This window comes from Streptomyces sp. AJS327 (assembly GCF_013450295.1).
GTDB lineage: Bacteria > Actinomycetota > Actinomycetes > Streptomycetales > Streptomycetaceae > Streptomyces.
In genome coordinates this window covers 1,636,456-1,661,793 of the sequence record NZ_SKBR01000001.1, presented here as the reverse complement: position 1 = coordinate 1,661,793, position 25,338 = coordinate 1,636,456, and the positions used below count along the sequence as shown (strand labels likewise).

The following is a 25,338-nucleotide window of genomic DNA, read 5'->3' as shown; positions in this document are numbered from 1 at the left end:
GACGCCATACCGACTAGTCGGCATGATCGAGCCGTTCGAACATCCCCCGCCCCGGAGGAGCGCGCACGATGAGCAGAGAGAATCCGCCCGGTCTCGACCTGGCGCGGCTCGGTGAGTACCTGGCGCGCGAGCGTCCCGGGCTGCTGGCCGGCCCGTTGGGGGCGGAGGTCGTCCAGGGCGGGCGGTCGAACCTCACGTACCGGCTGGGGGACGGCGCCTCCCGCTGGGTGCTGCGCCGTCCGCCGCTGGGCCATGTGCTGGCCACGGCACACGACATGGCGCGGGAGTACCGGGTCATCAGCGCCCTGCGGGACACGGGGGTTCCCGTGCCCGGGACGCTCCTGCTCTGCCAGGACGACGAGGTGATCGGGGCTCCGTTCTACGTCATGGAGCACATGGCGGGCACGCCGTACCGTACCTCCGCCGAGCTGGCGGCGCTGGGCCCCGAGCGGACCCGCCGGGTGGTGCTCTCGCTGGTGGACACGCTCGTGGCGCTGCACGCGGTGCGCCCGGAGGAGGTCGGGCTCGGGGACTTCGGTCGCCCGGAGGGCTTCCTGGAGCGGCAGTTGCGCCGCTGGAGCACGCAGTGGGAGGCGTCGCACGGCCGCCCGCTGCCGGGGATCGACGCGCTGCGCGACGGGCTGGCCGGGCGGCTGCCCGCCTCCCCCGCGGCGACGGTGGTGCACGGTGACTTCCGGCTGGACAACGTGCTGGTGGACGCCGAGGACCGGATCAGCGCGGTGCTCGACTGGGAGATGTCGACGCTCGGCGACCCACTGACCGACCTGGGGCTGCTGGTGATGTACAGCGAACAGGACCTTCCCGGGCTGCCGCTCGCCACCGCCAGCGGGGCGCCGGGCCACCCCGGCACGCGCGAGCTGGTCGAGCGGTACGCCGCCGCGTCGGGCCGGGACGTCTCGGGTGTCGGCTGGTACACCGCGTTCGCCTACTTCAAGCTCGCGGTGATCCTGGAGGGCATCCACTACCGCTACACGCTCGGTCAGACCGTGGGCGCGGGCTTCGACCAGATCGGGGAGATCGTCCCCGTCCTCATCGACAACGGACTCGCCACGCTGCGGAAGGGCTGAGGGCATGGAATTCGCGTACGACGGACGCACCAGGGAACTGCGGGAACAGCTCCTGCACTTCATGCGCGACCACGTCTACCCGGCGGAGGCGGTGGCCGAACAGCAGCGCGCCGAGCAGGAGTCGCCCTGGCAGACCCCGCCGATAGTGGGCGAACTCAAAGCGACAGCACGGCGGTTGGGGCTGTGGAACCTCTTCCTGCCAGACCGGATCTACGGCGCTGGGCTGACCAACCTCCAGTACGCCCCGCTGGCCGAGATCACCGGCCGTAGCCCGCAGTTGGCGCCGACGGCGCTCAACTGCGCCGCGCCGGACACCGGGAACATGGAGGTGCTGACCGAGTTCGGCAGCGCCGAACAGCGGCGGATGTGGCTGGAACCGCTGCTCAGCGGGGAGTTCAGGTCGGCGTTCGCGATGACCGAGCCGGACGTCGCCTCCTCGGACGCCACCAACATCGCGACCCGTATCCGGCGCGAGGGCGACGACTACGTCATCTCGGGCCGCAAGTGGTTCATCTCCGGCGCGATGAACCCCGACTGCAAGATCCTCATCGTGATGGGCAAGACCGATCCGGACGCCGAGGACGTGCGCCGCCAGCAGTCCATGGTGCTGGTGCCACGGGACACCCCCGGGCTCACGGTGCGCCGCGCCATGACCGTCTACGGCTACGAGGACCACTACCACGGCGGCCACGCCGAGATCGTCCTGGACGGGGTGCGGGTGCCCCGACACCACCTCATCGGCGAGGAGGGCGGCGGCTTCGCGATCGCCCAGGCCCGGCTGGGGCCGGGCCGGATCCACCACTGCATGCGGCTGATCGGGATGGCGGAGCGCGCGGTGGAGCTGATGTGCCAACGAGCCCAGGAGCGGACGGCGTTCGGGCGGCGGCTGGCGGACCAGGGGGCGGTCCACCAGTGGATCGCGGACGCGCGGGTGCGGATCGAGCAGCTGCGGCTGCTGACCCTCAAGACCGCCTGGCTGATGGACACCGTCGGCAACCAGGGCGCGCACACCGAGATCCAGGCCATCAAGATCGAGACACCCCGGGCCGTGACGGACATCCTCGACCGCGCGGTACAGCTGCACGGCGCGGCGGGCGTCAGCCAGGACACCCCGCTGGCCGCGCTGTGGGCGGCGGCGCGGACCCTGCGGCTGGCCGACGGCCCGGACGAGGTACACCAACGCTCCCTGGCCCGCCGCGAGTTGGCCCGGCACGCACCGGAAGGCGACTGACCGGCCGCGCGGGGCCCGGCTGCCGGGCCCGGCCCCGCGCGCGCCGCCCGAACGGCCGGGCCGGGCAGGCCCGTTCGCGGAGCCCTTTCCGCCCGGCCGTCAGAGCTGGACGACGACGCGGCCGGTGGTGACCCCGTCGAAGACGCGCTGCACCGCGTCCGCGGCGCCCTCCAGCGGGACCCGCTCGCTGATCAGCGGGCTGATCGCCCCCTCCTCGGCGAGCCGGGTCAGCTCCCGGTGGCAGTCGGCGACCAGCCCGGGCTCGCGGGTGTTGTACAGCCCCCAGTGCAGCCCGAGCACCGCGTAGTTCTTGATCAGGATGTGGTTGAGGCCCGGGGCCGGCACCGCGCCGCTGGCGAAGCCCACCGTGACGATCCGGCCCTCGAAGGCCACGCACTTGACGGACTTCGCGTAAGCGTCGCCGCCCACCGGGTCGAAGACCACGTCCGCGCCGCGACCGCCGGTGGCCTCCTTGACGGCGGCGATGACGTTGTCCGTTCGGCGGTCCACCACCACCTCACAGCCCAGCTCCCGGGCGGTAGCCGCCTTCGCGGCGCCGCCCACCACCCCGATGACGCGCGCCCCGGCGGCCCGGCCGAGCTGTACGGCGGCGCTGCCCACGCCCCCGGCCGCCGCGTGCACCAACAGTGTCTCGCCCGGCTGGATCCGGGCCCGGCGGTGCAGCGCGAACCACCCGGTCTGGTAGCCGATGTGCAGCGCCGCCGCCCCCGCGTCGTCCAGCGCGGGCGGCGCCGGGCGCGCCATCGCCACGGGGACGACCGCCAGCTCCCCGAACCCCCCGTGCGGAAAGGCCGGTTGGCCGATCACCCGGCTGCCGGGGGCGGGCGCTCCCTCCGTGTCCGGGCCCACCGCCACCGGTTCTCCGCACACCTCGATCCCCGGGGTGAACGGCAGCGGCGGCACGATCTGGTACTCCCCCCGGCACATCATCGCGTCCGGGAAGTTGACGTTGGCGGCGCGCACCCGCACCAGCAACTCCCCCGCGCCGGGCTTCGGTTCGGGTATCTCGTCGAGCCGCATCACCTCGCGGGGCTCGCCGTTCGCGTGGACGCGCCATGCCTGCACGGGCCTCATCCTGTCCGGTCGGTCGTCGGTGGTCGTCTCCCGGCCGTCCGGCCGGGGTCCGCGGGCGCGCTCAGGGACGCAGCGCCCGCATCAGGAGGTCGGCGAGGTGGTCGGCGACCTCCCGGGGCGTGAGTTCACCATCACGGCTGTACCAGCTGCTGAGGTGGTGGACGGAGCCGAAGTGGTAGCCGACGACGATGTCGGCCGGGGTGCGGTCGCTGAAGACGCCGTCCCGCTGGCCCTCCTCGATCAGCGCGCGGAACCGCTCGTGGTAGCGACGGCGTTCGGCGCGTACCTGGTGCTGCTTCTCGGGCGTCAGCTGGTGCATCGAGCGGAAGAAGATCATCGCGTCGTCGAGGTTCTCGATCGTGGTCACCACCACGTCGGCGGCCGCCTCGCGGACCCGCTCCCCGACCGGCCGGTCCGTGTCCGCCACCGCGTCCAGCCGCTCCTGCTGGAGGCGCAGCAGCCGCCCGTAGACCTCGTGGAGCAGGTCCTCCTTGGAGCCGAAGTAGTGGTAGAGCGCGCCCTTGGTGACCCCGGCGGCGCGCACTATCTCCTGCACCGAGGTCCGGTCGTAGCCTCGGGTGGCGAACAGCCGGGTCGCCTCGGCCATCAGCCGCCGTGGCACGGGCGTCTCCTCCGCCCGTTCCGCGCTCGCGCGCTCCGTCCCCTCGGCCTTGGCCATGGCCGCCTCCCGCCTCTCGCTCGTCCACCGTGCCGCGAGCGCCCGGTGGCTGGTCCCTCGCCCACGGTCCCCGCCCCGGCGGGGCCCGGAGCCGCGCGCCGCCGCCTCCTCCCCGCCGGGCGCCCGGTGGGGCGCGCCGCTCTCTCCGCAGGATCCTGCCACCCACGGTTCCCGGCAGCTCAGGCAGTGTCCGAACGGTGCGCGGGAACGGTGGGCGGCGCTCCGCCCGGAGGCGTGGTCCCGCCCGGTTCCGGGTGGGGCGCCGGCGGGGCGGATCACCGCTCCGTCCCGGCGGACGCGGCGGGCGGCTCCCCGGCGGACCGCGCGGACGGGGCTTCGCCCGATGTGGCGGGCGGCTCCCCGGCGGGCGGTGGGCCGATCCGCTCCTCGACCGTACGTTGCAGCCGGTTCATGGCGGTCAGCCAGCCGTCGGTGTCGGCCGCCCGGGCGGTGTAGTGGCCGGCGGTGTCGGGGTGCGGCAGGACCAGGAAGCGCTCCTCGGCCAGCGCGTCGAACAGCGCCTCGGCCACCTCGTCCGGCGTGATGGCCTCCGCCCTCAGGAGGAGTTCGCCGGTCGGCCCGGCCGCGCGCAGCATCCGGGTGCGGACCCCGGCGGGGCAGACGGCGTGCACCGCTATCCCCCGGTGCCGGTAGGTGACCGACAGCCACTCCGCGAAGGAGAGCGCGGCGTGCTTGGTGACGCTGTACGGCGCGGAGCCGACCATCGTGAGCAGTCCGGCGGCCGAGACGGTGGCGACGAACCGGCCCTCACCCCGCTCCAGCCACTCCGGCAACAGCTCCCGCGCGGCCCGGACATGGGCCATGACGTTGACGTCCCACGCCGCCTCCCAGTCGCTGTCGGGGGCCTCCGGGCCGCCCGCCGGGGCGACCCCGGCGTTCGCGCAGAAGACGTCGATGGCGCCGCCCAGCGCCGCGCGCGCCGGAGCGACGCACGCCGAGGCGTCGCCCGGAACGGCCAGGGCACCGATCCGCCGGGCCACCCGGTCCGCGCGGTCCGGGTCGAGGTCGTTGACCACGACGCGCGCCCCGGCGGCGGCGAACCGGCGGGCGTACGCGGCTCCGATGCCGCTTCCCGCCCCGGTCACCACCACCGCACGGTCCCGGAGCGACGCGTGCTCGCGTATGGATTCCATCCCGTCACCCTCCACGTCGACTGCCCGGCAGCGGCAGACTAACCAGTCGGTATGGCACGGGGAAGGGTTCCGCGTTCGGCACACCACGGGCCGCTCGCGCATATCCCGCTCGCCACCGGGTACTTCGCCCGTTCTCGGAACACACGAGAGAATCTGCTCCGGAGCGGGATCCGATGCGGCGGGCGGTACGTCACATCCCCGACGAGTCGGTACCTCTCCCTCGGAGGTGGGATGATTGGCTGGCTTCAGAGCCTTGGCACAGCAGGTCCGCGATCCGCTTCGGGCCCCGTCCCAGCGTCGGCGGGCACTGCGCAAGTGCCTCGAACGCTTCGCGCCCTACGGCCACCGGGCCACCTGGCACCATCTGTGCGCGCGTGCCGGGTTCCCTCCCGACGACCGCGAACCCGACCCCGGCCTGCTCGTCGCCGCGCTGGAGGAGCTGGAGGAGGCGCGCGACGTCTGGCTCGCCTACGAGAGCACCGTCGCGGCCCGCAGACGGCGGGAGAAACGCGACGGCATCAGACAGCCGACCGCCCTCGACGAGTGGCACCGCCTCACCTGGGGCGGCAGGTCACTTCTCCCCTGCGATGACCCCACCCGCGCGCCGACCCAGCGGCTCGCCGAGGTGCTCCGCCAGGTGATCGCCTCCTTCGAGGCGTACGGCACCGGCGACCACGAACCACCCGCGCCCCGCGGTCAGAACGCGCGCGGCCCCCGGGCCAGCCCCGGCGCCTTCGCCGCCGTCTAGACGCGTCCACCGCGCTCCGGCGCCCGGAGACGGCCCCCCGGGCGGACTCCACGCCGGTCCCGCGCCCGGCCACCCCGCCCTCACGCGGGATCCGCACCCGCCCCGGTACCGCGAGCGCCCCCGTGCCGGCTCGACGCCCCGCTCGACCCGCTCCCGCCCACCCGTTCACCTCGCGCCCGACGGCCGACCCGCGGGCGAGGGGTGAACACCGGGTGGGTGAGCGGGCGTTCGGGCCGCCGGGGGACCGCCGTCCGGGCCGCGGCCCGGCCCGGGGCGGGGCGGGTACGCGCCGGATGCGCTGTGACGTTGACAGACCGCACGGCACCCCGCATGCTGAGCGAGCGCTTAGAGTCGGTGGTGGCGGGCGCCGGCGCGACGCCCCGGCACACCCGGACCGGCGGCGCGTCCAACCTGTGCGGGAGGGATCACGGATGGCGGAGCCCCGAGTCTTCACCTCGGCGGAGGAACTGGCCGCGGCGGTCGGTGAACCGCTGGGCCACAGCGACTGGATGGAGATCGGCCAGCGCCGTATCGACCTGTTCGCCGACGCCACCGACGACCACCAGTGGATCCACGTCGACACCGAGCGGGCCGCCGGGGGACCGTTCGGCGGCACCATCGCGCACGGCTACCTCACGCTCTCCCTGCTGCCCGCCCTGGTGCCGCAGGTGATCCGGCTGGAGGGGCAGCGGATGGGCGTCAACTACGGCGTCAACAAGGTGCGTTTCCCCGCCCCGCTCCCCAGCGGCTCCCGGGTGCGGGGCGCCGTCGAGCTGGTGGACGTCCGCGAGGCGGGCGAGGGCGTGCAGGTCACCGTCAAGGTCACGGTGGAGCGGGAGGGCGGCGACAAACCGGTGTGCGTCGCGGAGACCGTCAGCCGCTACTTCTGGTGACCACCGCCGCGCCGGGCCGCCCCCGGTCCACGGCGGCACGGGCCGGTCAGCGCCCCGCGCCGCCCACCGCGCCGACCATGCGCAGCGCCAGATCCGCGTAGAGCGCGCCGATCTCCTCCGGCGACCGGTCGCCCTCCGGGCTGAACCAGCGGGCGACGTCGATGCAGAGCGACATCACCGCGAGCGCGGTCCCCCGCACGTCGGGGAGGGCGAACTCCCCGGCGGCGAGGCCGTCTTCGAGGATGCCGCGCACGATCTCCTCACAGCGGCGGCGGAGCGCCACGATCTCCGCGTAGTGCTCCTCGGCCAGCGCCGCCAGTTCGTACTGGACGACCCGGGCGGTGGTGTGGTGTCCCGCGTGCCAGCTGACGAAGGCGCGCACCGCCTCGGCCAGCCGCTCGGCGTGGCCGCCCGGATGGGTCGCCGCCTCCTCCAGCACCCGCACGGTGCGGTCGTGACCGACCCGGCTGATCTGGTAGAGCAGCTCCTCCTTGGTCTTGTAGTGGATGTACAGCGCCGCCGGGCTCATCCCCGCACGGCCCGCGATGTCCCGGGTGGTGGTGGCGTGGAAGCCGCGCTCGGCGAACGCCTCGACCGCGCCCAGCAGCAGTCGGCGCGCCGCGTCCGGAGTGACCGTGGAGAAGGAGCCGTCGTCCCGGGCCCCGGCCCCGGTGTCCTCCGGTACGCGGGCCCGCCGTGCGGCGGTCCCGCGCGCTGTGGTGGCTGAGGTCCCCGTGGCCCGTGTGCCTCCGGATGCTGCCATGGCTCACCGCCCTTACCGTCGACCGGCGAACACCATACCCCGGCCATGAGCGGCTGCTTAGGGGTCGCGGACGGCCGCGAGAGTGCGCCCACGGCCCGCGCGCCCCCGGGTTCCGGGGTCGCCGGCGGTCGGCCGGGGCCGCTCCGCGGAGCCGCCACGTCCCCCGAAAGGACGGCCGGTGGTGCGACGGCATGACGCCGGGTCCGGCTCCGGCCCGGTCGGTCTCCCGGGCACGGCCCGGGCGAGGAGGGGTCAGAAACGCACGAGGGCGCGGCCGCCGCGCCCGGCCAGCATCGCCTCGAAGGCGTCCGGTATGCCGTCCAGTTCGATGTGCTCGGTCACCAGCGCCGACAGGTCGAAGCGGCCCTCCCGGACGTGGGTGGCCAGGACCGGCAGATCGCGCGCCGGATCGGAGTTGCCGTAGACGCAGCCGGTCAGAGTGCGGGCGAAGTGGAAGATCTCCAGGCTGGAGAAGGAGACGCGCTCCTCCTTGCCGCCGATGCCCAGCACCGTGGTGCGCCCGCCCCGGCGGGTGGCGTCCCAGGCGGTGCGGACGGCCCGCGCCCGGCCCACACACTCGATGGCGACGTCCGCGCCCAGTCCGCCGGTGAGCGCCCGGACGTCCCGGGCGGTCCGCTCGGAGGCGACGAGGAAGTCGGTGGCTCCGGCGGCCCGCGCCAACCCCTCCTTGCCGGGCGTGACATCGACCGCGATGACCTGCTCGGCCCCGGCGATGCGGGCGGACCGTACGGTCGCCAGCCCCACGCCGCCGACGCCGAGGACCACCACCCGCTCCCCCGGCACGACCCGGGCGCTGTGGTGGACCGCGCCGTAGCCGGTGAGCACCGCGCAGCCGAGCACCGCGGCGTCCTCCAGCGGGATCCCGGCGGGCAGCGGCAGCACGGCGCGTTCCGGTACCACCGTCTCCTCGGCGAACGCGGCGACGCTCAGCCCCGGGTACAGCGGCTGCCCGTCGCGGGTGTGGGCGTAGGGCACCGTCGTACGCGCGTTGGCCTCGGCACAGAGCCAGGGTTCACCGAGCGCCACGCAGAAGTGGCAGGAGCCGCAGGCCGGCGCCCAGTTGAGGACGACACCGTCCCCGGGGGCGAAGCCGCGCACCCCCTCGCCCACCGCGACGACGGTCCCGGCGCCCTCGTGTCCGAGGACGGCGGGCACCGGCTGCCGGAGGGTGCCGTTGGAGAGCGACAGGTCGGAGTGGCAGACCCCGGCCGCGGCCAGGCGCACCCGCACCTCGCCGGGCCCGGGGTCGGGGAGCGCGATCTCCACGATGTCGAGCGGTGCCGAGACGGCGGGCAGGACGGCGGCGCGAACCATGGGGCGGCTCCGGGGCGAGAGGCGGGACCTGACGGGGACGGACCGGACGGAACGGAGGAGGCGCGGCGGCCGGTTGGGCACCCCACGGGGACGGGCGGCCGGTTGGGCGCCCCACGGGACGGCGGAGCGCCCAACGGACTCAGAACTGGAGGGACTTGGTCTGGAGGTACTCGCCGAGACCGTGGGTGCCCAGCTCCCGGCCCACCCCGGAGCGCTTGTAACCACCGAACGGGGCCAGCGGGTTGAAACGGCCGCCGTTGATGTCCACCTGACCGGTCTCCAGCCGCCGCGCGAAGGCCACCGCGGACTCCTCGTCCTCCGCGAACACCGCGCCGGCCAGGCCGTACACGGTGCCGTTCGCGATCCGCAGCGCCTCCTCGGTGTCCTCGTACCGCAGTACGGAGAGGACCGGCCCGAAGATCTCCTCCTGGGCGACGGCCATCTCCGGGCGGACGTCCGCGAAGACGGTGGGCCGCACGTAGCAGCCGCCCTCGAACCCGGCGGGGGCCTCGGCACCCCCGGCCACCAGGCGCGCGCCCTCCCGCTCGCCCCGCGCGATGTACCCGGTGACCCGCTCGTACTGGCGGGCGTTGACCACCGGGCCGAGCCGGGTGGCGTCGTCCTCCGGGTCGCCCGGCGGGTACCGGTTGGCGGCGGACGCGGCCAACTCGACGGCCTCCTCGTACTGTTCGGCGTGCACCAGCATCCGGGTCCACGCGCTGCACGTCTGGCCGGAGTTGGCCATCACGTTGGCGACGCCCACCTTGACGGCGCGGGTCAGGTCGGCGCCCGGCAGGATGACGTTGGCCGACTTGCCGCCCAGCTCCAGGGCGACGGGCTTGATCGCACCGCCCGCGAGCGCCCCGACCCGGCGCCCCACGGCCGTGGAGCCGGTGAAGGAGAGCAGGTCGACACCGTCGTGTTCGGCCAGCGCCTGTCCGGCGACCGGGCCGAGTCCGGTGACGAGGTTGAACACCCCCGCGGGGAAGCCCGCTTCGTGTACCGCCTCCGCGAACAGCTGGGCGACCAGCGGGGTGTCCTCGGCCGGTTTGAGCACCATGACGCACCCGGCCGCCAGCGCCGGGGCGGCCTTGGCGACGATCTGGTGCAGGGGGTAGTTCCACGGGGTGATCGCGCCGACCACACCGATCGGCTCGTGCAGCACCCGGGAGTTGCCGACGCGCTCCTCGAAGGGGTGCTCGGCGGCGAGCGTGGCGTAGCTCGCGCAGACGGCCGCCGGGACCGACGCCTGCACGGCGCGGGCGAAACCGATCGGCGCGCCGAGTTCCCGGGTCACCGTCCGGGCGATCTCCTCGTGCCGCGTCTCCAGCACCCGGTGCAGCGCGGCCAGCAGTTCGGCGCGCCGGGACGGCGGGGTGGCCGCCCAGCCGGGGAACGCGGCCCGGGCGGCGGCGACCGCGGCGTCCACGTCCGCCGGGCCTCCGGCGGGCACGGTGCCGAGCAGCGTCCCGTCGGCGGGGTTGCGGTCCTCGATGGTGTCGGTGCTCGTGGCGGGCCGCCACTCCCCGTCGATGTACATACCGTCGTGTGCCTGCATGCGCCCCAAACTAGCGGCGCCGTCGGGGGGTGTCAGCCCGCTGGTGAGGCGCGCTGACCCAGCCGCCGCGCGCGGGGGCGCGCGGGCCCGGCGCCGCACCTCCGGCGGTGTCCCCGCACCCCGGCGCGGTCCACCGGACCACCGCCCGGGCGGCCACCGCACCGCCACGGCACCGCGGTTGACGCGGGCGCCCCCGGTCCGTGGCGGCCACTCCCTCCCCGCCGGGCCTCGACTCCCCTTCCACGCCCCGGGGTTCCGAGGCCTCCGCGCCAACGCCCGTACACATCCGGGGGCGTTCGGCAGCTCCACGGTCCACCGGGGTCCGGGGCGGGTCCGGCGGCCGGGCCGGGGTGGGCGGCCCGGGAGACGCCGCCGGGCGGGAGCGCGTCCGGCGGGACGCGGCCGCACCGGGGCCGGAGCGGTCCGTTGACGTCCCGCCTCCGGTATTCCTATGGTCTTGCGAAGGAATCGACGTACTGGGAGCGTGCGATGAGTCTCGGCACTGACGGCAGATCGGAACGAACGGACGCGGCGGCACCGGCCCCGGCCCCGCTCGACTACCTCTCCGGATTCGGCAACCAGCACAGCAGCGAAGCGGTTCCCGGCGCGCTCCCCGTGGGGCGGAACTCCCCGCAGCGCGCCCCCCACGGCCTCTACGCCGAGCAGTTGAGCGGCAGCGCCTTCACCGAGCCCCGGGCGGCCAACCGCCGCTCCTGGCTGTACCGCGTCCGGCCCTCGGCCGCCCACCCCCCGTTCGAGCGGATGGCCAGCGGGACGCTGCGCGGAGCCCCCTTCGGGGAAACCGCGGACCCGAACCGGCTCCGCTGGAGCCCGCTCCCCGAGCCCCCGGCGGGCACCGACTTCCTCGACGGCCTGTGGACCCTGGGCGGCAACGGCGACGCCTCCCGCCGCTCCGGGATGGCCATCCACCTCTACTCCGCCAACTCCCCCATGCGCGACCGGGTGTTCAGCGACGCCGACGGTGAGCTGCTGATCGTCCCGGAGCGCGGAACGCTGCTGCTGCGCACCGAGTTCGGGCCGCTGCGGGCAACACCCGGTGAGATCGCGCTCCTGCCGCGCGGGGTGCGATTCCGCGTGGAGCTGCCGGACGGCCCGGCGCGGGGGTACGTCTGCGAGAACCACGGGCGGCCGTTCCAGCTCCCCGACCTCGGGCCGATCGGCGCCAACGGCCTCGCCAACCCACGGGACTTCCTCGCGCCGACCGCCGCGTACGAGGAGGTGGACCGGCCGGTCGAGGTGGTCAGCAAGTACTGCGGCGGCCTCTGGCGCGCGGTCTACGACCACTCCCCGCTGGACGTGGTCGCCTGGCACGGCAACCACCTGCCGTACGTCTACGACCTGCGCCGGTTCAACGTGCTCGGCAGCATCAGCTACGACCACCCGGACCCGTCCATCTTCACCGTGCTCACCTCGCCGACCAGCGAACCGGGGCTGGCGAACGTGGACTTCGTGGTCTTCGCGCCGCGCTGGCTGGTGGGCGAGGACACCTTCCGGCCCCCGTACTTCCACCGCAACGTGATGAGCGAGTACATGGGCCTCATCGAGGGCGCGTACGACGCCAAGTCGTCCGGCCCGGGCGGCTTCGTACCGGGAGGCGGCTCCCTGCACAACATGATGTCGGCGCACGGCCCCGACCGCGAGACCTTCGAGAAGGCGAGCGCGGCCGAACTGCGGCCGCAGAAGCTGGACGACGGCCTGGCGTTCATGTTCGAGACCCGCTGGCCGGTGATCACGACCACCCAGGCGCTGGAGGCCGGTCACCTGCAACAGGGCTACGACAGCGTGTGGCAGGGTCTGGAACGCCACTTCACCGGCGGGGACCGGCCCGGCGAACGCTGAACCCGCCCGAGCACCGCGGAGGTACGGTGAGCGTCTTCTCGCCCGACTCGCTCGAACTGAACCGCAAGCTGCCGCTCTGGTACCAGGTCTCGCAGTCGCTGCGGGCCTCCATACTCGGGCGCTCGCCGGAGGCACCCCTGCGGCTCCCGCCGGAGGACCAACTCGCCCAGCACTACGGGGTGTCGGTCCTCACCATGCGGCAGGCGCTCAAGGAACTGGAGGCGGAGGGGCTGATCAGCAGGCACCGGCGGCGGGGGACCTTCATCGAGCCGGACACCCGGCGGGACCGCCCGGTGCGTCTCCAGGGCTCACTGGACGCGATCGTCGCCCAGCAGTCCGGCGACCGCACCACCCTGCTCGGGCACGGCCCCCGGGCGGTGCCGGCCGAACTGGCGGGCTACTTCCCGGGGGTGCGGGAGACGATGACCTACCGCAGGCTCCGGTACGGCCAGGAGAGCGGCGAGGCGACGAACTGGGCGGAGAACCACATCCATCCGCTCGTCGCGGACCGGCTCGACCCGGCCGATCTGGAACGGGGCTGGCCGATGACGAAGGTGCTCAGGGACGGGCTGGGGATCCGGATCAGCCGGATCACGGACACCGTCGAGGCGCGGCTGGCCGATCCGGAGACGTCCCGTCTGCTCGACGTGCCGCTGCTGAGCCCGATCCTGCACTACACGGGGGTGACCTACGACGAGGAGGAGCGCGTGGTGGACGTCGCGCTCATCCGCTACCGGGGAGACCGGTTCTCGTTCTCGGTGACGGTGGAGCCGGAGTGGAATCCGAGGCCCTGAGGCCCGTCAACCACCGCCGGACTCCCACCGGTTGACAAGGTGAGCGCGCGCCGGGGTGCCCTTCCGGACGCGCACCCGCCGATGGTACTCGCCGGGTGCCGGGGCCGCCTGGACCGTCCCCCGGTCCGGGCGGCCCGGGGTCAGCCGCGTCCGCCGAAGAGCGTACGGCGAAGCTTGCGCAGTGGCGCGAACAGGGAGACCCGCGCACCCCGGTTTGACCGGTGCCGCACGTGATCACGCCTGGTGATTTCGCGCATCAGCGTCGTCGCTTCCTCCGTCTGCCGCTGCGGCGCCGCAGGACCCGCGAGTACCGACAAGTGCCGGTCGAGACGCGAACTCGCCGCGCCCGTCCCGCACTTGATGGCAGGCACGCGCGCCCTGCCGCCAGCTGTTATCTGTTCCATGACACTCCCCACCCGTACGAGGGCACCCGGCCCGGGCAGAGTAACCCTAACGCCCGGTTCGGTCGCGCGTGTATCCCGGTCATCGGATTCACCTTCCCCGCGGAGGGGTTGACGAACACCGCGGACGGAAACCCGTCGGCCGCGCGACGCCGCCGTGGCCGGAACCGGCGCGACGCACGGGCTCCTTTCCGCCCACCCCGCCCTGATGACTTCTTGACGGCTCTTCGGACCGAGGAGCAGATTGAATGCGCGCAACACCGGCGCATCCCCCCTTCGGGGGTATTACGGGGGTAGCTGCCAATGCAGATCATTCACGGATCGGATGACAACACGGACACCGTGCACACCGGAAACGAGAGATATCGCGAGGGCCGGGGCGCCCGGGACGTTCAGGACGTTCAGGAGGGACGGGACGCCCGGGAGGGCCGAGACGAGCGGGAGAGGCGAGCGGAGCGGAACGTCGGAGAGGCCGGGGAACGCGGGGAGACGCGAGAGGGGGCCCGGCGGCGCGACTCGGTCCCGGCGCTGGCCGGGGCGGCGGCGAGCGTCGGCCTGGTGGGCGCGGCGCTGGCCCTGGCCGACGTGGACTCGGCGCTGCGGGCGCCGTTCACCCTGTTCTTCCTGCTCGCCGCCCCCGCCTCGGGGATCGCGGTGGCACTGCCCGGCGTCGACCCGCTGACCCGCTCGGCGGTGGCGGTGGTGGGCGCCGCGGCACTGAACCTCCTGGTCGCCCAGGCGATGATCACGGCGCGGCTCTGGTCGATGCGCGGCGGCGTCGTCACCGTCGGGGCGCTCAGCGTGCTGTTACTCCTCGCGCCCGCGGTCGCCCGGACGGCGCGGCGCGTGTCCGCGCCGCCCCCGTCGCCCCGCGCGCACCGGGTGCCCCCGCCACCCGCGCCGCCTCCACCCGCCCCGCCGCCCCGCGCACGACGGCCCGCCCCCGGGGAGCGGCGCCCCACCGGGGGCGTCCGCCCGGCCGTTCAGCGGGAGGGCTGAGATGGCGATCCAGGTGTGCCGGCCGGAGGAGCTGGACCCCGGCCATCTCGCCCGCTGGACCGCCTTCCAGGCGGAGGGGCACCGGCACGGCTCCCCGGAGCTGGCGAACCCGTTCCTGGCACCGGAGTTCGCGCGGGCCGTCGCGCGGCACCGGCCGGGCGTCCGGGTCGCGGTACTGGGCGGGGCGGACGGCGAACCCGCCGGGTACCTCCCGTACCAGCGCAGCGCCTCGGGGGTGGGCCGGGCGGTGGGTCTCGGCCTCTCGGACTGCCAGGGGCTCGTGCACCGGCCGGACTTCGTCTGGGACTCCCGTGAACTGCTGTGGGCCTGCGGCCTCGCGCTGTGGGAGTTCGACCATCTCGCGGCGGGCCAGCGGGGGTTCGTGCCCGGGGTGACCGGCTCCTTCGGCTCCCCGGTGATCGACGTGGACCAGGGATTCGAGAGTTACCTGGAGGGGGTGCGGGCCCGATCGCCCTCCTTCCTGCGGGGAACCAGGTACAAGGAGCGGAAGATGGGGCGGCGGGTCGGCGAGGTGCGGTACGTGCACGACGAGCGGGATCCGGCTCCGCTGGAGACGCTGATGCGCTGGAAGTCCGCGCAGTACCGGCGCACGGGGCGCGGCGACCGCTTCGCGAGACCCTGGATCGTGCGGCTGGTACGGGAGTTGTTCGAGACCCGCACGGACTCCTTCGCGGGCCAGCTCTCGGTGCTGTACGCGGGGGACGCCCCGATCGCGGCGCACTTCGGACCGCGCTCGCCCCGGGTGCACAGCTGCTGGTTCCCGGCCTACGACCCGGAGTTCGCGCGGTACTCGCCGGGGCTGGTGCTGCATCTGCGGATGGCGGAGGGGGCGGCGGCCTCCGGGATCTCCTATCTCGACCTGGGCCGGGGCAGGAAGGAGTACAAGGACTGGCTGAAGACCCGCGAACTCCTGGTGCACGAGGGCTGGGTGACCCGGCGGCACCCGGTCGCGCTGGCGCACCGGATGCGGCACGCGCCGGTCCGCGCGCTGCGGAACGCGGTGCTCGCCAGGGAGGAACTGACCCACCACGCCGACCGGTTGCTCAAGCGGATGGGCTCGATACGGTACGGCCGCTCGCCGGGAGCCGGAGGCCGCTGAGCCCCGGTACCCCGCCCCCGGTACGGCGCGTGGGCGCTCCGCGCCAGGGGCGTCCCACCACCCGGCGCCGGAGCGCGTGGGGCGTCCGGCACGCGCGGCGGGCCGGACGGCGGGGGCGGGCGGGCGCCGGGAGGCGGGTGAACTCCCGTGGGGTGGGCGGGACTTCGGCGGTCCCGGGGGATCCCGTACGCCCCGCGCGCACCACGCGCCGCGAAGAGAGCGGAACGCGAGGGAGATCCGGGAAAGGCGAGAGCCCCGGAACGGGAGGCGGCACCGGGGAGAGGGGAACGGTCCGGAAGCACGGTTCCCATGGTGCGCCCCGCGCGTCTGGTGCGTACGGGACTCTCGCGAATAAGGGGAGAACAGAGGTGATTTCGGAATCAGGAGCCGGTATTGCCATAGATGACTGAGTATCCATAATGTCGTACGTCCACCCGCATCACGCGCCGTCGGCGCGGGGGGACCGTCCGTACCGGCTCCAGGGGAGGGGTCGCTCGGCTGGTGGATGCGGGGCGTGGTGGGGGGTACCGCGTACCGAAGCCGTCGTCGGCTGACCGCTGACGCGGGCGGTACGCGGGCCACGCGGGACGAGCCACGTGCTGCCTCCGCGCGAGCGGAGGCGGCGGCCCCCCTTTCGAACCGGCACCTGAGCGGACCGCCCCGGCGGGCGGTCCACCGGACGAGAGGGCACAACCTCATGACGACTGCCGCGCGTTCCTTAGCGGACCCGGACCCGGTACCCGGCTCGGCGCTCCCGGCCCCCGTGGCCCAGCCCGCTCCCGGCGAACGGACCGGTCCGGGCTACCGCCCGGTCTCCTCCCATCTGGCCATCACCCCGCGGGTGAGCGTGGTCATACCGGCGATGAACGAGGCGGCGAACCTGCCGTACGTCTTCGCTTCCCTGCCACCGTGGATACACGAGGTGGTGCTGGTCGACGGCGCCTCGACGGACGACACCGTCGCGGTGGCGCGGAGGCTGCGGCCGGGCCTCACCATCGTCGCCCAGCGCGGGCGCGGCAAAGGGGACGCGCTGCTGGCCGGGTTCGCCGCCTGCACCGGCGACATCGTGGTCATGGTCGACGCGGACGGCTCCGCCGACGGCGCCGAGATCGTGAGCTACGTGTCGGCGCTGGTGGGCGGGGCCGACTTCGCGAAGGGCTCCCGCTTCGCCAACGGCGGGGGCACGGACGACATGACCACCGTCCGCAGACTCGGCAACCGGCTGCTGACCTCCCTGGTCAACCAGAAGTTCGGCACCCGGTACACCGACCTGTGCTACGGCTACAACGCGTTCTGGCGGCACTGCCTGCACGACATCGCGCTGGACTGCGCGGGCTTCGAGGTGGAGACGCTGATCAACATCCGCGTCGGCAGAGCGGGCCTGCGCGTCCAGGAGATCCCGAGCCACGAGTACCGGCGCATCCACGGCGCGAGCAATCTGCGCGCCGTCCGCGACGGGCTGCGGGTGCTGCGCGTGATCCTGCGGGAGCGCGGTGCCCGGCGCGGCGGTCCCGCCACCGGCACGCCCCGGCCGGAGTCCGCGAAGGGCGCGGAGACCGCGAAGGGCGCCGGGGCCACGGAAGGCGCCGGGGCCACGGAGGGTGCGGAGGTGGGCCGGTGAGAGCCGGGCCGGAGCGGAGCGGGCCGTCCGGCGCCGCGCCCGGTGCCCCCACCGTCTCCGTCGTCATCTGCGCGCACACCGCGGAGCGGTGGGAGGACACCCTGGCCGCCGTCGACTCGGTGCGGGCCCAGTCGGCGCCCGCCCGCGAGACGTTGCTCGTGGTCGACCACAACCCGGGGCTGCTGCACCGCCTCAGATCCTGGTTCGCCGCGTCCGGGCACCCCGGCCCCACGGACGCTCCGCTCCCGAACTCCCCCGGCTCCCCGGGCACTTCAGCACCGCCCTCGGAACTCCCGGGCCCCGTCACGGTGCTGGCCAACGCGGGCCGCCGGGGGCTGTCCGAGGCGCGGAACACCGGAATCGCCGCCGCGCGAGGAGAGGTCGTCGCCTTCCTGGACGACGACGCGGTGGCCGACCGGGACTGGCTGCGCCACCTCACAGCCCCCTACGCCGACCCTCGGGTGCACGCGGTCGGCGGCCGCACCGAGCCCGCCTGGGACGCGGGCGCCCGACCTCCCTGGTTCCCCCCGGAGTTCGACTGGACGGTGGGCTGCATGTACCGGGGACACCCACGCGGGCAGGTGCGGGTGCGCAACGTGCTGGGCGGCAACGCCTCGTTCCGGCGCGGGGTGTTCACCGCGGCGGGCGGCTTCGACCGCGGCGTCGGCCGGGACGGGCGGCGACTGCCGCTCGGCGGCGAGGAGACCGAGCTGTGTATCCGGCTCGCCCGCACCATCCCCGGCGCGGTGCTGCTGGTGGACGACCGCGCGGTGATCCACCACCGGGTACCCCGCTCCCGGGCCCGCTTCGGCTACCTCCTCACCCGCTGCTACGCCGAGGGCCGTTCGAAGGCGGTCGTCACCGCGCTCGCCGGGACACGGGACGGGCTCTCCGCCGAACGCGCCTACACCGCCCGGGTGTTGCCCCGCGCCGTCGTCGAGGGCCTCCGGGACGCGCTGCGCGGGCGGCCCGACGGCGCGGGACGCGCCCTCACGGTGCTGGCCGGATGCGCCGCGGCCGCCACCGGCTACGCGGTGGGCGCCGCCCGCGAACGGCTCCCCCACGCCGGAGGGGCCCCACGCGCCGCCCGGACACCGGCGCCGCGACCGGTCGCGCGCGCGGGATCCGCGCTCCGGCTGACGGCGGCCCGGCGGCAACCGGCCGGCGCCCCCGGACGCGCCCGCCGGACCCCGCGCCCGGCGGGGCCCGCGCCGGTACCGGTGCTCATGTACCACGCCATCACCGACTCCCCCAGCCGGGCGGCCCGCGCGCTGTCCGTCACGCCGTCCGCCTTCGCCGCGCAGCTGACGGCGCTCGACGCGCTCGGGTTCACCCCGCTCACCGCCGGTGAACTCGGTACCGCCTGGCGGGAGCGGCGTCCCCTGCCCCGGCGGCCGGTGCTGATCACCTTCGACGACGGGTACGAGGGGGTGCACCGGCACGCCCTGCCGTCCCTGGCCCACCACGGGTTCCGCGCCACGCTGTTCGTCGCCACCGGCTGGCTCCCCGGACCGGAGGCCACCGGCGGCGCCCCGGACACCATGCTCGACTGGGACCAGGTCCGCGCGCTGGCGGCGGCCGGATGCGAGATCGGCGGGCACAGCCACACCCACCCGGCGCTCGACCAGCTGGCCGGGGAACCGCTGAGCGGCGAGCTGACCCGCTGCCGGGACCTGCTCACCGAACAGACCGGCCGGTGCCCGCGGTCCTTCGCCTACCCGTACGGCTACTCCAGCCGCCGGGTGCGGCGGGCGGTGCGCGAGGCCGGGTTCCGGCAGGCGCTCGCGGTGGGCAACGCGTGGGCGGCGCGCGCGCAGGGCCCGTACGCGCTGACCCGGCTGACGGTGCGCCGCTCGACCAGTCCAGAGGAGTTCCTGCGGATGGTCGAAGGGCGGGCGCTGCGGCGGACGTTCGCCGTGGACCACGCGCTGACCAAGGGGTACGCGGTGGTCCGCCGGACGCGGCGGGCGGCGCTGCTCCCGGTGACCGCGCGAGCCCAACGGCGCGGCGGGCACGGCGGGAGCGCGCCGACCACGTGACGGAGACCGCGGACCTCACCACCACGGCGGCGCCCGGCCCCGGCACGACCGGTCCGGGCGCCGCCCCCGCCCCGTCCGGCGCCCCCACCGGGCCACCGGCCGCCGAACGGCCGGGCCGGGGGCAGCTGTTCCGCAACGCCTACGCGCTGATGATCAACACCGGGGTCTCCGCGGTGCTCGGGCTCGGCTACTGGGTCGTCGCCGCGCGGCACTACAGCGAGGAGGCCGTCGGGCAGGGTTCGGCGGCCATCGCGGCGATGAAGTTCCTCGCCGGGCTCACGGCCGTCACCCTGATCGGCGCGCTCGCCCGCTTCGTCCCGGTGGCCGGGCGCACCACCCGCCGTCTCATCGTCCGTACGTATCTGGCCAGTTCGGCCGTGGTCGGGGTGGCGGCGCTCGCCTTCCTGCTGACGCTCGACCACTGGGGCCCCTCCTACGGGCTGCTCCGCGGCCTGCTGCCGGGGTTCGGGTTCCTGCTGGCCGTGCTCGGCTGGTCGCTGCTCACCCTCCAGGACGGCGTGCTCACCGGGCTGCGCAGCGCGACCTGGGTGCCGGTGGGCAACACCGTCTTCTCCACCGGCAAACTGGCGCTGCTGGTGCTGCTGGCCCCGGCGGTGCCGATGGCGGGGGTGTTCGTCTCCTGGGCGGCGGCCATCGCGCTGTCCGTACTGCCCCTGGGCTGGCTGGTGTTCCGCCGGCTGATCCCCCGGCACGTCAACGCGACGGCGCGGGACGCGCGTCCGGCCGGCCACCGCGAGATGGGCCGCTTCCTCGCCGGGGACTACACCGGTTCGCTCTTCTCGCTGGCCGTGGTCTACCTGGTGCCGGTGATCGTGGCGGCCCGGGTCGGCGCGGCGGACAACGCCTACTTCTACGTGACCATCACCATCAGCGGCACCGTCAACCTGCTGGCCCTCAACATGGGTTCGTCGCTCACCGTCGAGGGAGCGCACAACCCGGCCCGGCTCGCCGCCGACTGCCGCGCCGCGCTGCGCCGGATGGCCCGCATCATGCTGCCCGTCTGCGGCGCGCTCTTCGTCCTCGCCCCGTACGTCCTGGGCGTCTTCGGCCCCGGCTACGCGGAGGCGGCCACCCCGCTGCTGCGGTGCTACGCCGTGGGGGCGCTGCTCCGCGTCGTCATCGAGGTGTACTTCGCGGTCCTGCGGGTCCGCAGCCGCACCGCGCCGCTGGCCGCCCTCCAGGGGCTGCTCTGCCTGCTCGTCCTCGGGCTGACGGTCCTGCTGCTCCCCCGGCTGGGGCTGACCGGAGCGGGCGTCGCGGAACTGGCCAGCCTCGGTCTTGTGGCCGCCATCGCGGCGTGGAGGCTGAGGAAGGTGTTCCGAAACCCAGCGCCGGTGCCCCGCGGGGCCGTTCCGGCACCGGACGGCGATCTCGCCGATCTGGCGACGGACGGCGTCGTCCGGCGGCGGCGCCGCCTGCTGCCGCGCCGCCGCTCCCGCCCCGGGCGGCAGTCCGCGCCGGACGTCCCGGAGTCCCCGGAACCCCCCGAGCCCCCGGAACAGACGGCCTCCCACGACGGGACCGCCCCCGCCCCGACCGGGAACCCCGCACCCCCGGAGCCGCCAGCCCCGAACACGACGCCTCCAGACACGACGCCCCCGGACACGACGGTCCGGGGCCCGGCCGTCGGCGAGGGCCGCCCCGAGAGGACGGCCCCGGAACCGCCCCGGGCGGAGGCGACCGCCCAGGGAACGTCCGGTACCGGACCAACTCCCCCTGGGGTCCCGCGTGTTGGTGGACGCACCGACACCGACACCGGCACCGGCACCGGTGTCCGGGGGGACGCGCCCCCGCCCGAGCGCACCGCACCGGCTGCGCCCGGCACCGGCGCCCCCGAGACAGCCGCCCCCGGCGGCCGGGGGGAGCCGGAGGGGGGTGCGCGGAAACGGGTCAGCTGGCCACGGCTTGAGCCACCGCCGTTCCTCGGAAGGCCCCTGCCCCCACCCCACGTCACGGGCACGGCTGCGGGCACGGCTGCGGGCACGGGCCAGCGTGTGGCCCCGGCCGCGCCGGTGGACGGAGGCGGTGGCGCTCCGGGCGCCGGTTCGCCGGCCGGGCTGGGGGCTGGTGCGCCCGACGGACGCGGGGCGCCGTCCGGAGCGACGCCGTCGTGGGAGGTTCCGGCGGCCGAACCACCGCCGCGTGCCCGGGAGTTCACCGAACCGGCCGGGAGGGGCCCCGCGCGGGCCGGGGCGTTGTTCACGTGGGTGCTGCTGGCCGTCGGACTGGCGCTCTACTGGCTGCCGTTGCGGCGGACCGGCGAGGCGGACCTGGCGGACCTGGGTGGGCTCGGGCTGGTGACCGCACTGCCCGTCCCGACGCTGTGCGGCGGCGCGCTGCTGGTGTGCGCCTTCGCGGCCGGGCTGGGCGCACGGCGCCAACGACGGCTGCTGCTGGGGGCGGTGCTGCTGGCGACGGTGGTGTCGCTGCACGCCGTCCCGGCCGTGCTGGAGAACGAGCCGCGCTTCCCCACCGCCTGGCAGCACCTGGGTTTCCTGGACTACGTCGACCGCACCGGCACTTCGGCGCCGGAGCTGGACGCCCGCTGGAGCTGGCCGGGGTTTTTCGCCGGGGCCGCGTTCGTCGCGCGGGCGTGCGGTGTGGACGACCCCACGGCGATGCTGCGCTGGTGGCCGACGGTGCTCCAACTGGCCTGTCTGGCACCGATGGTGGTGCTGCTGCGCGGGATACGGGCCGGGTGGCGCGCGAAGTGGTGCGCGCTCTGGTTCTTCGCGCTGTCCGGCTGGGTGGGGCAGGACTACTTCTCACCGCAGAGCTTCACCTACCTGTGCTACCTGCTCTTCGCCGCGCTGCTGCTCGGCTGGTTCCGGGCACGCGGAACGGCGCGCGGCGGGCGGCTGCCGGGCGAGGCCGACCCGCCTGGCGAGCCGGGCCGGGACCAACGGGCCGTCCGCGCGGTGCTGTTGGCGGTGCTGCTGGTGCTGTTCGCCGCCTCGGTGGCCGGGCACCAGCTGACCCCCTTCGTGATGCTGGGCACGGCGACGGGGCTGGTTCTGGCGCGGCGGGCGACCCCGTGCGGGCTGCCGCTGCTGTGCGGGGTGGTGGTCACGACGTGGGTGTGCTTCCTCGCCGAGCCGTACTGGTCGGGCCATCTGAACGAACTGTTCGGCGGGTTCGGGGGTGTGGGCGGCAACGTCTCCTCGTCCGTGGCCGGGAGGATCGAGGGCGGCAGCGAGACCCACCAACTGGTGCTGTACGCCCGGGTGGGACTGGCCGCCGGACTGCTGGCGCTGGCCGTGCTGGGCGTGCTGCGCCGCCGCCGTGCCGGACTGTCGGACCGGGCGCTGGTGGTGCTGGCCGGGGTGCCGTTCCTGGCCTTCGCCGCACAGTCCTACGGCGGGGAGATCGCCCTGCGGGTGTTCCTCTTCGCGGCACCCGGGCTGAGCGTCCTGGCCGCGCTCGCCCTGTTCCCGTCAGTCGGACGGGAGTTGGCCGGAGGTGCGGGCGCGGGCGGGACGGACCGGCCCGGGGGGCCGGGCCAGGCCGGGCGGCGGTGGACGCGGTTCCTGGCGGCGGCGCTGGCCGGTGCGGTGCTGTTCGGCGGGTTCCTGGTGGCGCGCTGGGGCAACGAGTCCTTCGAGCGGGTGCGGCCGGGGGAGGTGGCGGCGATGGAGTTCCTCTACGCGCGCGACCAGCCGACGCTGCGGGTGCTGTGGCCGAGCCACGATCCGGTGAACAGCGTGACGCCCGCGATGCCGTGGGGGGCGCGGGACATGGAGCGCGTGGAGTACCTGCCGACCCCCGCCCCGCCCCGTCCGTCGGACGCCGGGGACCTGGTCAGGTCCCTGCGGGAGGCCGGGCCGCACGCCTATCTGCTGCTCGGGGAGGGGCAGTCGCGCTATCTCCAGCTGGACGCGGGGTATCCGCCCGGCTGGTCGCGGCGGGTTCGCGCCACCCTCGACGAACGCCCGGAGCTGCGGCGGGTGTTCGGCGGGCGCGACGCGGCGGTCTACCAGCTGCGTGCGACGGCGGACGCCGCGCGCGAGGCGCCGCCGCCGGATCCCGGCCCGCCGGGCCCGCGGGTGACCTGGACGGTGTGGTCGCTGGCCGGGGCGCTTGCCGCGGTGGTCCTGACCGTGCTGCTCGCCGCCCGGGAGGTGGTCCGGGTGGCGGGGCGGCCGGGGGCGCGCCGGGCCACCTGGCTGCGGGACACCTTCTGGTGCGCCCTGCCGTTCGCGCTGCTCTTCGCCGCCACCGTCGTCCACCGCTTCGTGACCCTCGCCTGAGCCGACGGCCGACGGCCAACGGGCGCGGGCCGTACCGGCCCGCCAGCGGCGGCCCGGTACGTCCCTCCGCCGCCGGGTGGCCCGGTGGGCGGTGGCGGGTCAGCGGCGGAGCCAGCGCACCTGGTGGCCGCGCAGGCTGAGGCGCTCCCCCGCCACCCGTACCGTGGCGCGGCGCGGCGCGGTGTTCACCACCAGGACGGCCGACCGGTCGGCGAGCGCCCGCACCTTCCCGGCGTCCGGGCCCTCCGGTTCGAGGCTCCGGTACTCCGTACCGGGCGGGAACTCCCGCTGGAACCGGGCGAGTAGCGCCATCAGGGGGGTGCCGCCACCGCCGTCCGGGAGGTGGGTGGCGCGCCAGAGGCAGCCGGGGCACCGGGCGCCGCGGCGCTGCGGGTTCCAGTAGAGGCCGGTGGTCGCGCCGCCGCGCGCCATCGCGATGAGCGCGGCGGCGTGGACGGCCCGCCGGCGCGGCTCGCTCCAGCGCTTCGCGCCGTCCGGTTCCACGTACCACTCGGCCCACCAGAGGGGCAGCCCGGTCCGCTCGCGCACCCACCGGCCGACGGTGGTGAGTTTGCCGGTGGCGCCGAACTCGTCCGGGGAGAGCCGGTCGTCCCGGGTGTAGGTGGAGGCGTCGACGACCGCGAAGTCGGCGCCCACGTGGTGGTCGCTCCAGTAGGCGACGGCGTCCAGCGCCCGCTGGTCGAGCGCGCCCCAGGGGCCGGTGATCCGGGAGGCGTGGTGGTCGTCCCGGTCGACGCTGTCCATCACGACGTACGGGCCACCCACCAGGTTGGCGCGGTTCACCTTCTTCAGCGCCCGGTAGACCGTGTTGTACAGCCGGGTGTAGGCGGCGGAGTCCCAGCGGCCACGGTCGTCGTCGTAGAAGCCCTTGAGTTCGTTCCAGACGACGAAGTGCCGGATGTCCGGGTAGCGTTCGGCGACCCTCGCGGCGAGCGCGGCGAAGTCGCCGTAGTGCTCGGGCCGTGGCGCCGTCTCCAGCTCGTCCCAGTCGGTCTCGCCCGCGGTGCCGCCCTTCATCCAGTCGGGCGCGCAGCAGAGCGTCAGGACGGGGGTACCGCTGCCACGGCGCATCAGCTCGACGCGGGAGTCGAGGGCGGCGAAGTCGTACTCGCCGGGCGACGGTTCGGGGTTCTCCGCGCCCCAGCCCATGATGTGCTGGTTCTGCGGCGCTTGGGCGTCGGCGAGCAGTCTGGCGGCGCGTTTCCGGGCGGCGGGCTCGCCCTGGTCCGCGCTGACCTGGGTGTGGGTGAGACCCCAGCCCAACTCGGGGCGCGGGCTGGCGGTGGGGGCGCGGGGGCCACCGTGGACGCGGTCGGTCTGCCGCCCTCCGCCCGGCAGGGAGTTGAGGATCAGCGCCAGTGACAGGGCCAGCATGGCGACTCCGGCGGCCAGCAGGCCGAGCGAACGCGGTCGTGCCCCGTGCATCGCGCGGCCCCCCTGTCCCTCGCGGGCCCGCTCGGTGCCCGGGGGCACGCGCGGGTCCTCGGCGCCCCAGGGTAACCGGGGCGGAGGGGCCCGGAGGAGGGCGCGCGGACGGCGTTCGGCGGGCGGGCGGTGTGCGGGCGGTGCGGGGACCCGGCGCCGTCCGGAACGCGGACACGCCCGCGTGCGGGCGCCCGGTGGGCGTCGGTCCGCTGGCGAACGCGCGGCCCTCGGCCGGTGGTTGGCGCG

19 protein-coding genes and 1 pseudogene are annotated in these 25,338 nt (G+C 75.1%); 12 read left to right on the top strand and 8 right to left on the bottom strand.

The window, feature by feature from the left end; genetic code table 11:
* Positions 1-68 precede the first annotated feature (68 nt).
* On the top strand, positions 69-1,088 hold the full coding sequence (locus tag E0L36_RS06695; protein ID WP_180927887.1) for a phosphotransferase family protein: 1,020 nt from the start codon (positions 69-71) through the stop codon (positions 1,086-1,088).
* A 4-nt stretch (positions 1,089-1,092) separates the two neighbouring features.
* Positions 1,093-2,319 carry an acyl-CoA dehydrogenase family protein gene (locus E0L36_RS06690; RefSeq protein ID WP_180927886.1) on the top strand — a complete coding sequence of 409 codons (1,227 nt, stop codon included), beginning with the start codon at positions 1,093-1,095 and terminating at the stop codon, positions 2,317-2,319.
* 99 nt (positions 2,320-2,418) lie between these two features.
* On the opposite strand, the gene E0L36_RS06685 is transcribed toward E0L36_RS06690, so the two are convergent.
* The 3 genes from E0L36_RS06685 to E0L36_RS06675 all read right to left on the bottom strand — a co-directional run bounded on the left by E0L36_RS06685 (position 2,419) and on the right by E0L36_RS06675 (position 5,247).
* Positions 2,419-3,405, bottom strand: coding sequence for an NADPH:quinone oxidoreductase family protein (locus E0L36_RS06685; protein ID WP_180927885.1), 987 nt, complete (start codon positions 3,403-3,405; stop codon positions 2,419-2,421).
* Between the two features lie 70 nt (positions 3,406-3,475).
* Complete coding sequence (locus E0L36_RS06680) at positions 3,476-4,093, bottom strand: TetR/AcrR family transcriptional regulator (RefSeq protein ID WP_180927884.1); 618 nt, start codon at positions 4,091-4,093, stop codon at positions 3,476-3,478.
* Positions 4,094-4,368: 275 nt separating this feature from the next.
* Positions 4,369-5,247 (bottom strand): SDR family oxidoreductase, encoded by an 879-nt coding sequence (locus tag E0L36_RS06675; protein ID WP_180927883.1) that lies wholly within the window; start codon positions 5,245-5,247, stop codon positions 4,369-4,371.
* Between the two features lie 235 nt (positions 5,248-5,482).
* Between E0L36_RS06675 and E0L36_RS06670 the strand changes: the two genes are divergently transcribed.
* Positions 5,483-5,995: a hypothetical protein gene (locus E0L36_RS06670; RefSeq protein WP_258015922.1), complete on the top strand. Its 513-nt coding sequence runs from the start codon at positions 5,483-5,485 to the stop codon at positions 5,993-5,995.
* A gap of 431 nt (positions 5,996-6,426) precedes the next feature.
* On the top strand, positions 6,427-6,888 hold the full coding sequence (locus E0L36_RS06665; protein ID WP_180927882.1) for a MaoC family dehydratase: 462 nt from the start codon (positions 6,427-6,429) through the stop codon (positions 6,886-6,888).
* A gap of 46 nt (positions 6,889-6,934) precedes the next feature.
* On the opposite strand, the gene E0L36_RS06660 is transcribed toward E0L36_RS06665, so the two are convergent.
* From E0L36_RS06660 to E0L36_RS06650, 3 genes are all read right to left on the bottom strand, one after another.
* Complete coding sequence (locus tag E0L36_RS06660) at positions 6,935-7,651, bottom strand: TetR/AcrR family transcriptional regulator (RefSeq protein ID WP_180927881.1); 717 nt, start codon at positions 7,649-7,651, stop codon at positions 6,935-6,937.
* 252 nt (positions 7,652-7,903) lie between these two features.
* Entirely contained in the window at positions 7,904-8,986 is a 1,083-nt protein-coding gene (locus tag E0L36_RS06655; RefSeq protein WP_180927880.1) for an alcohol dehydrogenase catalytic domain-containing protein, read from the bottom strand.
* Positions 8,987-9,125: 139 nt separating this feature from the next.
* Complete coding sequence (locus E0L36_RS06650) at positions 9,126-10,544, bottom strand: aldehyde dehydrogenase family protein (protein WP_180927879.1); 1,419 nt, start codon at positions 10,542-10,544, stop codon at positions 9,126-9,128.
* 489 nt (positions 10,545-11,033) lie between these two features.
* Here E0L36_RS06650 and hmgA point away from each other — a divergent pair, with 489 nt between their 5' ends.
* Both hmgA and E0L36_RS06640 read left to right on the top strand, forming a co-directional pair.
* Complete coding sequence (hmgA, locus tag E0L36_RS06645) at positions 11,034-12,404, top strand: homogentisate 1,2-dioxygenase (protein WP_180927878.1); 1,371 nt, start codon at positions 11,034-11,036, stop codon at positions 12,402-12,404.
* 26 nt (positions 12,405-12,430) lie between these two features.
* The gene (locus E0L36_RS06640; protein WP_180927877.1) at positions 12,431-13,198 is read left to right on the top strand and encodes a GntR family transcriptional regulator; all 768 of its coding nucleotides are present in this window, start codon (positions 12,431-12,433) and stop codon (positions 13,196-13,198) included.
* A gap of 140 nt (positions 13,199-13,338) precedes the next feature.
* On the opposite strand, the gene E0L36_RS06635 is transcribed toward E0L36_RS06640, so the two are convergent.
* Entirely contained in the window at positions 13,339-13,602 is a 264-nt protein-coding gene (locus E0L36_RS06635; RefSeq protein WP_180927876.1) for a hypothetical protein, read from the bottom strand.
* Positions 13,603-13,902: 300 nt separating this feature from the next.
* Here E0L36_RS06635 and E0L36_RS06630 point away from each other — a divergent pair, with 300 nt between their 5' ends.
* From E0L36_RS06630 to E0L36_RS06605, 6 genes and pseudogenes are all read left to right on the top strand, one after another.
* Complete coding sequence (locus E0L36_RS06630; protein WP_180927875.1) at positions 13,903-14,598, top strand: hypothetical protein; 696 nt, start codon at positions 13,903-13,905, stop codon at positions 14,596-14,598.
* Position 14,599: 1 nt separating this feature from the next.
* Entirely contained in the window at positions 14,600-15,718 is a 1,119-nt protein-coding gene (locus E0L36_RS06625) for a GNAT family N-acetyltransferase (RefSeq protein WP_180927874.1), read from the top strand.
* A 697-nt stretch (positions 15,719-16,415) separates the two neighbouring features.
* Complete coding sequence (locus E0L36_RS06620) at positions 16,416-17,339, top strand: glycosyltransferase family 2 protein (protein ID WP_180927873.1); 924 nt, start codon at positions 16,416-16,418, stop codon at positions 17,337-17,339.
* Positions 17,336-17,914: pseudogene (locus tag E0L36_RS28455) on the top strand (glycosyltransferase family 2 protein); the annotation flags it as partial. The gene E0L36_RS06620 and the pseudogene E0L36_RS28455, both read left to right, overlap by 4 nt.
* 651 nt (positions 17,915-18,565) lie before the next feature.
* Complete coding sequence (locus E0L36_RS06610; RefSeq protein WP_180928650.1) at positions 18,566-19,378, top strand: polysaccharide deacetylase family protein; 813 nt, start codon at positions 18,566-18,568, stop codon at positions 19,376-19,378.
* Positions 19,379-19,527: 149 nt separating this feature from the next.
* The gene (locus tag E0L36_RS06605; RefSeq protein WP_180928649.1) at positions 19,528-23,646 is read left to right on the top strand and encodes a polysaccharide biosynthesis C-terminal domain-containing protein; all 4,119 of its coding nucleotides are present in this window, start codon (positions 19,528-19,530) and stop codon (positions 23,644-23,646) included.
* A 99-nt stretch (positions 23,647-23,745) separates the two neighbouring features.
* Here the strand turns inward: E0L36_RS06605 and E0L36_RS06600 are convergent, their stop codons facing one another.
* A complete protein-coding gene (locus E0L36_RS06600) occupies positions 23,746-25,092 on the bottom strand; it encodes a xylan 1,4-beta-xylosidase (protein ID WP_180928648.1) in 1,347 nt (448 codons plus the stop codon).
* Positions 25,093-25,338 lie beyond the last annotated feature (246 nt).

What these genes read in the sequence shown, in the direction of transcription:
- E0L36_RS06695 (WP_180927887.1), top strand. Translation starts at nt 69, where the DNA reads ATGAGCAGAGAGAATCCGCCCGGTCTCGACCTGGCGCGGCTCGGTGAG.
- E0L36_RS06690 (WP_180927886.1), top strand. Translation starts at nt 1,093, where the DNA reads ATGGAATTCGCGTACGACGGACGCACCAGGGAACTGCGGGAACAGCTC.
- E0L36_RS06680 (WP_180927884.1), bottom strand. Translation starts at nt 4,093, where the DNA reads ATGGCCAAGGCCGAGGGGACGGAGCGCGCGAGCGCGGAACGGGCGGAG.
- E0L36_RS06675 (WP_180927883.1), bottom strand. Translation starts at nt 5,247, where the DNA reads ATGGAATCCATACGCGAGCACGCGTCGCTCCGGGACCGTGCGGTGGTG.
- E0L36_RS06665 (WP_180927882.1), top strand. Translation starts at nt 6,427, where the DNA reads ATGGCGGAGCCCCGAGTCTTCACCTCGGCGGAGGAACTGGCCGCGGCG.
- E0L36_RS06660 (WP_180927881.1), bottom strand. Translation starts at nt 7,651, where the DNA reads ATGGCAGCATCCGGAGGCACACGGGCCACGGGGACCTCAGCCACCACA.
- E0L36_RS06655 (WP_180927880.1), bottom strand. Translation starts at nt 8,986, where the DNA reads ATGGTTCGCGCCGCCGTCCTGCCCGCCGTCTCGGCACCGCTCGACATC.
- E0L36_RS06650 (WP_180927879.1), bottom strand. Translation starts at nt 10,544, where the DNA reads ATGCAGGCACACGACGGTATGTACATCGACGGGGAGTGGCGGCCCGCC.
- hmgA (WP_180927878.1), top strand. Translation starts at nt 11,034, where the DNA reads ATGAGTCTCGGCACTGACGGCAGATCGGAACGAACGGACGCGGCGGCA.
- E0L36_RS06635 (WP_180927876.1), bottom strand. Translation starts at nt 13,602, where the DNA reads ATGGAACAGATAACAGCTGGCGGCAGGGCGCGCGTGCCTGCCATCAAG.
- E0L36_RS06630 (WP_180927875.1), top strand. Translation starts at nt 13,903, where the DNA reads ATGCAGATCATTCACGGATCGGATGACAACACGGACACCGTGCACACC.
- E0L36_RS06625 (WP_180927874.1), top strand. Translation starts at nt 14,600, where the DNA reads ATGGCGATCCAGGTGTGCCGGCCGGAGGAGCTGGACCCCGGCCATCTC.
- E0L36_RS06620 (WP_180927873.1), top strand. Translation starts at nt 16,416, where the DNA reads ATGACGACTGCCGCGCGTTCCTTAGCGGACCCGGACCCGGTACCCGGC.
- E0L36_RS06610 (WP_180928650.1), top strand. Translation starts at nt 18,566, where the DNA reads ATGTACCACGCCATCACCGACTCCCCCAGCCGGGCGGCCCGCGCGCTG.
- E0L36_RS06605 (WP_180928649.1), top strand. Translation starts at nt 19,528, where the DNA reads ATGATCAACACCGGGGTCTCCGCGGTGCTCGGGCTCGGCTACTGGGTC.
- E0L36_RS06600 (WP_180928648.1), bottom strand. Translation starts at nt 25,092, where the DNA reads ATGCACGGGGCACGACCGCGTTCGCTCGGCCTGCTGGCCGCCGGAGTC.